Annotated in this window: 10 protein-coding genes and 1 pseudogene; 5 read left to right on the forward strand and 6 right to left on the reverse strand. The window is 72.3% G+C overall.

What is annotated here, in order from left to right; translation table 11 throughout:
* Both GTW43_RS05290 and GTW43_RS05295 read left to right on the forward strand, forming a co-directional pair.
* On the forward strand, window positions 1-534 hold a 534-nt coding region (locus GTW43_RS05290; protein ID WP_161300445.1), incomplete at its 5' end, for an ATP/GTP-binding protein.
* A complete protein-coding gene (locus GTW43_RS05295) occupies window positions 531-1,781 on the forward strand; it encodes a cytochrome P450 (protein ID WP_161300446.1) in 1,251 nt (416 codons plus the stop codon). The genes GTW43_RS05290 and GTW43_RS05295, both read left to right, overlap by 4 nt.
* Here GTW43_RS05295 and GTW43_RS05300 read toward each other — a convergent pair.
* The 4 genes from GTW43_RS05300 to GTW43_RS05315 form a co-directional block, all read right to left on the reverse strand.
* Window positions 1,762-2,190: a hypothetical protein gene (locus GTW43_RS05300; protein ID WP_237536419.1), complete on the reverse strand. Its 429-nt coding sequence runs from the start codon at window positions 2,188-2,190 to the stop codon at window positions 1,762-1,764. The two genes, GTW43_RS05295 and GTW43_RS05300, sit on opposite strands and share 20 nt — an antisense overlap.
* A gap of 72 nt (window positions 2,191-2,262) precedes the next feature.
* On the reverse strand, window positions 2,263-3,333 hold the full coding sequence (trpS, locus tag GTW43_RS05305; RefSeq protein ID WP_161300447.1) for a tryptophan--tRNA ligase: 1,071 nt from the start codon (window positions 3,331-3,333) through the stop codon (window positions 2,263-2,265).
* A gap of 186 nt (window positions 3,334-3,519) precedes the next feature.
* Window positions 3,520-4,743 carry a cytochrome P450 gene (locus GTW43_RS05310; RefSeq protein WP_161300448.1) on the reverse strand — a complete coding sequence of 408 codons (1,224 nt, stop codon included), beginning with the start codon at window positions 4,741-4,743 and terminating at the stop codon, window positions 3,520-3,522.
* Between the two features lie 135 nt (window positions 4,744-4,878).
* On the reverse strand, window positions 4,879-5,919 hold the full coding sequence (locus tag GTW43_RS05315) for an NAD(P)-dependent alcohol dehydrogenase (protein WP_161300449.1): 1,041 nt from the start codon (window positions 5,917-5,919) through the stop codon (window positions 4,879-4,881).
* A gap of 314 nt (window positions 5,920-6,233) precedes the next feature.
* On the opposite strand from GTW43_RS05315, the gene GTW43_RS05320 reads away from it, so the two are divergent.
* The 3 genes from GTW43_RS05320 (at window position 6,234) to GTW43_RS05330 (ending at window position 8,419) form a co-directional block, all read left to right on the forward strand.
* Window positions 6,234-7,226, forward strand: coding sequence for a Dyp-type peroxidase (locus tag GTW43_RS05320; protein WP_161300450.1), 993 nt, complete (start codon window positions 6,234-6,236; stop codon window positions 7,224-7,226).
* Window positions 7,223-8,023, forward strand: a complete 801-nt coding sequence (locus GTW43_RS05325; protein ID WP_161300451.1) for a family 1 encapsulin nanocompartment shell protein — start codon at window positions 7,223-7,225, stop codon at window positions 8,021-8,023. The genes GTW43_RS05320 and GTW43_RS05325 overlap by 4 nt, the downstream gene beginning before the upstream one ends.
* 72 nt (window positions 8,024-8,095) lie before the next feature.
* A complete protein-coding gene (locus tag GTW43_RS05330) occupies window positions 8,096-8,419 on the forward strand; it encodes a hypothetical protein (RefSeq protein WP_161300452.1) in 324 nt (107 codons plus the stop codon).
* 50 nt (window positions 8,420-8,469) lie between these two features.
* On the opposite strand, the gene GTW43_RS05335 is transcribed toward GTW43_RS05330, so the two are convergent.
* A complete protein-coding gene (locus GTW43_RS05335; protein WP_161300453.1) occupies window positions 8,470-9,348 on the reverse strand; it encodes a universal stress protein in 879 nt (292 codons plus the stop codon).
* Between the two features lie 49 nt (window positions 9,349-9,397).
* Window positions 9,398-9,646: pseudogene (locus GTW43_RS05340) on the reverse strand (hypothetical protein); the annotation flags it as partial.

Consider the following 9,646-nt stretch of genomic DNA (forward strand, 5'->3'; position numbering starts at 1 on the left):
GGCGGCTTCGGCGTCGGCAAGACCACGCTCGTCCGCTCGGTCAGCGAGATCCGTCCGCTGAACACCGAGGAGGTCATGACGCAGGCCGGTGTCGGCGTCGACTCCACGGCGGGCGTCGCCTCCAAGACGACGACCACGGTGGCCTTCGACTTCGGCCGCATCAGCCTCAACGACCGCATGGTCCTGTACCTGTTCGGCGCCCCCGGCCAGGAGCGCTTCTGGTTCCTGTGGGACCGCCTGTTCTCGGGGACGCTCGGCGCCGTCGTGCTCGTCGACACCCGGCGCATGGACGACTCCTGGTACGCGATCGACCGGCTCGAGCACCACGGGACGCCGTTCGTCGTCGCGGTCAACCGGTTCGACGACGAGCCGGTACGGCACTCCCTCGACGAGATCCGCCAGGCGCTCGCACTGCCCGACCGGGTCCCGATGGTGGACTGCGACGCCCGGGTCAGATCCTCCGGCAAGGACGTGCTGATCACCCTCGTCGACCACCTCTACGAACTGGCCATGGCCCAGGAGACGACACCGTGACCGACCAGAGCCCCACCGCTCCCGCAGGCTGCCCGGCGCACGCGGGCGCGGTCCCGCTGAGCGGCCTCGAGTACCAGCAGACGCCGTCCCAGCTCTACCGCTCGCTGCGCCGGGAGCACGGCCCGGTGGCGCCCGTGCTGCTCGACGGGGGCGTGCCCGCGTGGCTGGTGCTCGGTTACTCCGAGGTCAGCTACGTGACCGCGCACGACGAGCTGTTCGCCCGTGACTCGCGCCGCTGGAACCAGTGGGAGCACATCCCCGCGGACTGGCCGCTGATGCCGTTCGTCGGCTACCAGCCCTCCGTGCTGTTCGCCGAGGGTGCCGAGCACCAGCGGCGGGCCGGCGTGATCACGCATGCGCTGGAGCAGGTCGACCAGTTCGAACTGGGGCGGGACTGCGCGCAGATCGCCGACCGGCTCATCGCCGAGTTCTCCGGCAGCGGGCAGGCCGAGCTCATGTCGGCGTACGCGCACGCGCTGCCGATGCGGGCCGCGGTGCAGATGTGCGGCATGCCGCAGCTCGGTGAGGACACCCAGAACCTGGTGGAGGATCTGCGGATCTCGCTGGACGCGGCCGAGGGCGACGACCCCGTCGCCGCCTACGTGCGCGTGGGCGAGCGGATCGCGGCGCTCGTCAAGGAGAAGCGGGAGCGGCCGGGCGCGGACGCGACCTCGCGGATGATCCTCGACCCGGCGGGCCTGAGCGACGAGGAGATCGTCCAGGACCTCATCTCGGTCATCGCGGCGGCCCAGCAGCCGACCGCGAACTGGATCTGCAACACCCTGCGACTGCTCCTGACCGACGAGCGGTTCGCGCTGAACGTCTCGGGCGGCCGGCTGAGTGTCGGCGAGGCGCTGAACGAGGTGCTGTGGCTGGACACGCCGACGCAGAACTTCATCGGCCGCTGGGCGGTGCGCGACACGCAGCTCGGCGGGCGGCTGATCCGGGCGGGCGACTGCGTGGTGCTCGGCCTCGCCGCGGCGAACACGGACCCGCAGATCTGGCCCGAGGCACACGTCGGCGCGGAGAACGCGGCGCACCTCTCCTTCAGCAACGGTGAGCACCGCTGCCCCTACCCCGCGCCGCTCCTCGCCGACGTCATCGCGCGCACGGCCGTCGAGACGCTCCTGGACCGGCTGCCGGACCTGGTGCTCGCGGTGGAGCCGGAGGAGCTGACGTGGCGGCCGTCGATCTGGATGCGCGGGCTGACCTCGCTGCCCGTGCGGTTCACGCCGGTGGTGCAGTGAGCGGCCCGAGCACCGGGCAGCCGAACAGGTCGGCCAGCAGGGCACGTTGACGATCGGTCACCGGGGTCACGAACACCGCGGCGTCGGCCCCGGTGCGTGCGCACAGGTCCGCGGCCTCCCGCGCCTTGCCGGGGCTGAGGACCGTACGGGTGGAGTGGGGCAGGCCCATCCGGGCGGCGCCGCCCGCGGAGACGCCGCGGCGCTGCACGATGCGCCCGACGACGCGGGCACCCGCCGCTGCCGCCGTGTGTGCGGCGGCGTCCATGCGGGCGGTGTGGTCCTTGTCCCGGGCGCTGAAGTGGCCCACGAGGACGATCCCCGCGCCGGCCAGCGGCGGATCCGGCGCCGGGGTCCGGGCCGGCGCAGGCCGCCGCCCCGGGCGCCGGTCACGTCTGCGGTTCTGCTGCACGCCCCGAAGCGTAGAGCCCCGTCAGGGCCTCGGGAACAGCGCGGCCGACCACGGCAGGGCCGCGGACAGGCCCTAGTAGTCGGCGTGCATGGCGGCCCGTACCTCCTGGAGGGTCCGGTCGGCGATCTCGTTGGCCCGGGCGTTGCCGGCCCGGAGCACGTCCCTGACCGTTCCCCGGTCCGCGGCGTACGCGGCGCGCCGGGCCCGGATCGGGGCGAGCCGGGTGTTGACCGCGTCGGTGACCCGCCGCTTGAGCACGGCGGCGCCGCCGTCCCCGATCTCCCCCGCGACCTGGTGCGGGTCGCTCTCCTCGCAGAGGGCGGCGAGCAGCACGAGGGAGGACACCTCGGGCCGGTGCGCGGGGTCGTACGTGATGCGGCGGTCGGCGTCGGTCCTGGCGCCGCGGATCAGCCGGGCGGTCTCGTCGGCGTCGGCGGACAGCGCGATGGCGTTGCCGCGGCTCTTGCTCATCTTGGTGCCGTCGGTGCCGAGCAGGAGCGGCGCCTTCGACAGCAGCGCCTCGGGCTGGGGCAGCACCTGGGTGCCGTGTCCGTAGCGCTCGTTGAAGCGGCGGGCGACGGTGCGGGTGATCTCCAGGTGCGGCAGCTGGTCCTGGCCGACGGGGACGAGGTTCGCCTTGCAGAAGAGGATGTCGGCGGCCTGGTGGACGGGGTAGGTGAACATGAGGCCGCTGACGGAGGACTGCCGGGAGTGCGCGATCTCGTCCTTGACGGTGGGGTTGCGGTTCAGCTCGGAGACGGAGACCAGGCTGAGGAAGGGCAGCAGCAGCTGGTTGAGGGCGGGCACGGCGCTGTGGGTGAAGACCGTGGAGCGCTCGGGGTCGATGCCGATCGCCAGGTAGTCGAGGATCAGCTCCTCGACGTACTCCTTCAGGTGCTCGGCCACGTCGCGGTCGGTGAGCACCTGGTAGTCGGCGACGAGCACGAGGGTCTCGACGCCGAGGTCCTGAAGTCTGACGCGGTTGTGCAGGGTGCCGAAGTAGTGGCCGACGTGGAGACGCCCGGTGGGCCGGTCGCCGGTGAGGACCCGGAATCGTCCGGGGTCGGTGCGCACGAGCTGCTCGAGCTCCGCGCTGCGGGTCTGTGCGGGGGTGGTGCCGAGGACGTCGGTGCTGGTGGTCATGGTCTCTCCCGGAGGTGTCGGCGTCCTCGGGACGGCGGGACCTGCGGGCGGGAGCGCAGCAGAAAGGGCCGTCCGGGGACGGCCCTTGTACGTGCGTGAACGGGTGGCCGCCTCTAGAGGAGGCGCCACCAGCTCAGGCACGAAGAACGATGCATACCGCAAGGATACACGGAGGCATCGCCGGCCTCAGGCTCCCACGGGCGTGAACCGCACCGGCAGGGACTGCGGACCCCGGGTGAAGACCCCCTGCTCGACCGGGTCGAAGCCGTCCGCGAGGCGCACGTCGGGCATGGCGTCGAGCAGCTGCGAGACGCCGATCTCGACCTCGGCCTTGGCGAGCAGCGCGCCGACGCAGAAGTGCCGCCCGAGGGCGAAGGCGAGGTGGTCGGCGGCGGCGGAGAACGCCGTGGTGGTGGTCAGGTCCTCGCGGAAGATGTCGAAGGTGTCGGGGTCCTTGTAGCGGTTCTCGTCGCGGTTGGCGGAGCCGATGAGGCAGGTGACGGTCGCGCCCGCCGGGACGGTGCCGCCGCTGAGCTCCACGTCGACGGCGGACTGCCGCATGATCATGTGGACGGGCGGTGTGAAGCGCAGTGTCTCGGCGAAGGCGCGGGCGATCAGGGAGCGGTCCTCGCGCACGGCCGCCAGCTGCTCGGGGTGGGTGAGGAGGTTGGCGAAGATGCTGGCGATGGCCTTGTCGGTGGTCTCGCCGCCCGCCGCGAGGAGCAGGCTGCAGAAGGCCTTGATGTCCTCGTCGCTCATGCGCACGCCGTCGACCTCGGCCGCGCAGAGGGTGGAGAGCAGGTCGTCACCGAGGTTCTCGCGGCGGGCCCGGATGATCGGGATCATGTACTCGGCGAACTCGACGCGGGTGCGCTCGCCGGCCGCCGTGACGTCGGCGTCGCCCGCGAGGTTGCCGAGGAAGGCGATGACGGTGGTGTACCAGCCGTGGAAGCGGGCGTGGTCGGCCTTGTCGAGGCCGAGCATGTCGGCGATCACGTTGACCGGGAAGCGGGTGGCGTAGTCCGCGACGATGTCGGCGGAGCCGGTGGCGCGGAAGCCGGCTATCAGCTCGCGGGAGTTGGCCTCGATGACGGGCAGGAACTTCTCCTGGAGGTCGCTGCCGCGGAAGGCGGGGGCGACGAGGGCCCGGCGCACCGCGTGCTCGCGCCCGCTGAGCTGGAGGATCGTCTTGCCGTGCACCGGCTCGATCTGCCAGTCGTAGTTGTCGGTGGTGAACTGCGTCTCCTTGTCCTTGAAGACGCGCTCGACGTCGGCGTAGCGCGAGACGATCCAGCTCTGGGTCGGCTCGTGCCAGATGAGCGGCGCGGACTCGCGCATGGCCCGGTAGGCGGGGTAGGGGTTCGCGGCGAACTCCGGCGACAGGATGTCGGGGATCTGCGCGGTGGACATGGAGCTCCCTGGGGATGGTGACGGGCGGTCACCCTCAGGTTATTGATCACCCGTCACCCGGAACAGGCCCCTCCTCGCCGACAGTTGAGCGCTGCACCATCCCCGTGGCCGAAAACCGACGGTTCCCGGCCGGTCTCAGCCGTTCGGCAGGATGACGGCGCGACCGTTGATCCTGCCGTCGTGCAGCCGCGCGTACGCCTCGGGGGCCTCGTCGAGGGAGTACGTCTCGGTGTGCACGGAGACGGCACCGGAACGGGCCAGGTCGAGCACCTCGATCAGCTCGCCGCGACTGCCCCAGTACGGTGCGGTGACGCTCACCTCGAAGTTCTGCCGGCCGAAGCCGACCGGAAGGACTCCGCCGCCGATGCCGACGAGGGTCACGTCGCCCTCGATCGCGGCGATCGCGCCCGCCGTGTCGACGGTCGGCTGGATGCCGACGAAGTCGAAGACGGCCTCGGCGCCCCGCCCGCCGGTGAGCTCCCTGACCTTTCCGGCGGCGGCCGCGTCCGACAGGATCGCCTCGTGGGCGCCGACGGTGCGGGCGAGGGCCAGCTTGTCCTCGGAGACGTCGAGGGCGACGACCCGGGCGGCGGTCATCGCACGCAGCAGCTGGATGGCGACGTGCCCGAGGCCGCCGGTGCCGATGACGACGGCGGTGGACCCGGGCACGAGCTTGGGCAGCGAGCGCTTGATCGCGTGGTACGGCGTGAGCCCGGCGTCGGTGAGCGGCACCGTGGCGACGGGGTCGAGGCCGTCGATCGGCACGAGGTGGCGCGGATCGTCGATGATCATGTACTCGGCCATGGAGCCGGGGGCGCCGAGCCCGGGCGGCCGGATACCCAGCTCGTCGGCGCGCAGGCAGTAGTTCTCCTTGCCCTGGGCGCAGTTCGCACAGGTGCCGCAGCCCCAGGGACCGTAGACGGCGACGGAGTCGCCCTCCTCGACCGTGTCCACTCCGGCGCCGAGCGCGGCGACGGTGCCGACACCCTCGTGGCCGAGCGTGAGCGGGAGCGCGTACGGGAAGCTCTCGGCGGGCCAGCCCATGACGGCGATGTCGGAGTGGCACACCCCGGCGGCAGTGACCTTCAGGAGGACCTGCCCGGGGCCGAGCTCCGGGTCGGGGACGGTGACGACCTCCGGGGCTGATCCGACGGTCCGGTACTGCAGCGCCTTCATGACTCGACTCCTTCGTCGCTCTCGCGTGCCCCCACCCCTCCACCGTACCCCCACTGATGTCCCGACGGGACACATGTCTCCATGGGACATGCCACACGACAAAAAAGGACCCCGACCGTACGGGGGAGAACGGTCGGGGCCTGGTTCAAAGTTTAACATCGAACCAACCTGGTTCCGCACCGCACGTCCGCCGGTCCGCAGGTGAACTCCGACACAGAGGTTCGGAGGAATCACCGAGACCCGGGTGCCACCTCCGCCCGCTCCCCATAGGGTGTCAAAAGCGATCAATGGCCACCGCCTGGCAGGGAGAGCCCGTGGTTCAAGCGCAGGACATCGTCAGCAAGCCCGCGAAGGCCGCGGTCTTCCTCGTGCTCACCGTCGCGCCGGGCGGCGAGGAGACCGTCCGGGAGACCCTGAGCGAGGTGACCTCGCTGCACCGGTCCGTGGCCTTCCGCTCCCCCGACGACGCGCTCAGCTGCGTCGTCGGCATCGGCTCGACGGCCTGGGACCGGCTCTTCGCCGGGACGCGCCCGCGCGACCTGCACCCCTTCCAGGCCCTGGCAGGACCGCGTCACCTGGCCCCGGCCACCCCCGGCGACCTGCTCTTCCACCTGCGGGCCCGCCGGATGGACCTCTGCTTCGAGCTGGGCCGGCTGATCACGGACCGGCTCGGCGACGCGGTCCGCGTCGCCGACGAGGTGCACGGGTTCAAGTACTTCGACGAGCGCGACCTGCTCGGATTCGTCGACGGCAGCGAGAACCCCTCCGGGCAGACCGCGCTCGACGCCGTCCTCGTCGGTGACGAGGATCCCGCCTTCGCGGGCGGCAGCTACGTGATCGTGCAGAAGTACGTGCACGACATGGCCGCCTGGAAGGCCCTGCCGACGCAGGAGCAGGAGAACGTGATCGGCCGGAGCAAGGTCTCCAACCTGGAGATGGCCGACGACGTGAAGCCCACGAACTCCCACATCGCGCTCAACGTCATCGAGGACGAGAACGGCGTGCAGCAGCAGATCCTGCGCGAGAACATGCCGTTCGGCGCCGTCGGCCGGGGCGAGTACGGCACCTACTTCATCGGGTACGCCCGCACCCCGGACGTGACCGAGCAGATGCTGCGCAACATGTTCCTCGGCGATCCACCCGGCAACCACGACCGCATCCTCGACTTCTCCACGGCGGTCACCGGCTGCCTCTTCCACGTACCGACCGACGACTTTCTCGACGACCTGCCGGCCGCGCCGTCGCGGGCCTCCGCGGCGGCCGAGGGTTCCCTCGGCATCGGCAGCCTCAAAGGAGTCAGCGCATGAGCACCAATCTCCACCGGGACCTCGCGCCGATCACCCCGGCCGCCTGGCAGCAGATCGAGGAGGAGGCCGGCCGGACGTTCCAGCGCCATGTGGCGGGCCGCCGCGTCGTCGACGTGACGGGTCCCGACGGACCCGAACTCGCCGCGGTCGGCACCGGTCACCTCAGCGACATCAGCCCGCCCGCGCCCGGCGTCCTGGCCCGGCTGCGCGGCGTGCAGCCGCTCGTCGACCTGCGGGTGCCGTTCACCGTCGGCCGTGACGCGGTCGACGACGTGGAGCGCGGGGCGCAGGACTCCGACTGGCAGCCCGTGAAGGACGCGGCCCGGGCCATGGCCTTCGCCGAGGACCGGGCGATCTTCGACGGGTACGCCGCGGCGGGCATCGCGGGGCTGCGCGACCGCACGTCGAACCCGGTGCTCAGCCTCCCGGCCGAGCCGCGCGACTACCCGGACACGATCAGCCGGGCGCTCACCGCACTGCGCCTGGCCGGGGTCGACGGCCCGTACTCACTGCTGCTCGGCGCGGACGCCTACACGGCGGTCAGCGAGACCTCCGACCACGGGTACCCGATCGCGGGCCACCTGAGCCGCATCCTCGACGGCGAGCTGATCTGGGCCCCCGCCCTCGATGGCGCGTACGTGCTGTCCACGCGCGGCGGCGACTTCGAGCTCCGGCTCGGCCAGGACCTGGCGATCGGCTACACCGCGCACGACGCCCGCGGGATCGAGCTGTACTTCCACCAGACCCTGACCTTCCTGCCCTACACGGACGAGGCCGTCGTCGCCCTGAACGCCTGAGTAGGACGTACCCCGGCGGTTGAGTACGCGCGCCGGTGCGCCGGTGCGGGCCCGGCGCGTTCCATGGCATGTATGGATCACATTCCCGCCGGGCCGTCCGACCCGCCGCATCCGGTCCGCTTCTGGTCGGCGGTCGCCGCCGTGCTCTTCCTGCCGGCGGCCCTCGGTGCGTTGGTGCTCACGCTGATGTCCGAACGGGCGGGCCGCTGTCTGACGTACGGGGAGAACTGCGGCTGGTCGCTGCCGAACCAGCTGTTCGTGGGGGCGCTGGTGCTCGGCGTCGTCGCGCTGGTCGTGGTCCAGGCGGCGCCCGGTGACCGGGTGCGCCGGTGGGCGTTCGGCGTCCAGCTGGGCATGGAGGGCACGGCGCTCGTGACGATCCTCAGCCACCTGTGAGGCGCACGGAACCGGCCCGGCGTGCGGCACGCCGGGCCGGTTCCGGCCGATCAGGCGCGGTGCGGGACCACGGCGACCGGGCAGGGCGCGTGGTGCAGGACCGCGTGGGCGACCGAGCCGATCCGGGCGCCGACGGCGGTGCGCCGGGCCCGGCGCCCCACGACGAGGAGCTGTGCCTCGGGGGCCGCCGAGAGGAGCACCTGCCCCGCGCTGCCGATCTCGACGTGCTCGGTGACGGGCACGTCGGGGTACCGCTCGCGCAGCGGGGCCAGGGCCTCGCCGAGCGCCTGCCGCTCGTACGGTTCGAGGCCGCCGGACTTGTCGAGCAGCTCGAGCGAGGCCGGGCTGTAGGCGAAGACCGGCGGAAGGCTCCAGGCGCGCACCGCCCGCACGCGCGCACCGCGGGCGGCGGCCGTCGCGAAGGCGAACTCCAGGGCGTCCGCGCTGTCCTGCGGGTCTCCCTCCTGCCCGACCACGACGTCCCGCCCCGCCGCCTCGGACGACGCCTCGTCGTCCGCCCGCACCAGGACCACGGGGCCCGGGGCCCCGGCGATGACCTGCTGGCCGACGGAGCCGAGCAGGAACCCGACGATCGGCCCGTGGCCGCGGGAGCCGAGCGCGAGCAGCTCGGCGCCGGCGGCCGCGGCCACGAGGGACTCGCCGGCGCCGTCGTCCTCGAGCACGTCCGTGGTGACGGCGAGCCCGGGGTGGCGGCCGGTGATCTCACGCGCGGTCCCGGCCAGCAGGTCGTGCGCCCACTGGAGCTGCGCGGACGCGTCGGCGGCGAGCACGAGCGTCTCCGGCAGCAGCTGTCCGACGTGCACGAGGTGCAGCGGCAGCGCGCGGCGCACCGCCTCGCGGGCCGCCCACGCGGCCGCGGCCGCGCTCTCGGGCGATCCGTCCACTCCCGCGGTGATCGGCCGGGTCATGTGACTCTCCTCCTGGTGCGGCGGGCGCCTGTCTCCTTGCGATCCTCTCTCACTTCGCCCGTGGGCCCGCGGCTCCCTGCGCCTTCTTCTCGGGGCGCAGGAAGGCGTTCCAGCCGCCGGGCGGCTGCTCCCCGACCTGCAGCGAGCGCAGCCGGTCGAGGACCGCCGGGTCCTGGGCGTCCAGCCAGTCGACGAACTGCCGGAAGGAGACGAGGCGCACGTCCTTCTGGCCGGCGATCTGCTTGAGGGCGGACTCGACGGCATCCATGTAGATGCCGCCGTTCCACTCCTCGAAGTG

The sequence above is a fragment of the Streptomyces sp. SID5785 genome, from assembly GCF_009870065.1.
GTDB lineage: Bacteria > Actinomycetota > Actinomycetes > Streptomycetales > Streptomycetaceae > Streptomyces.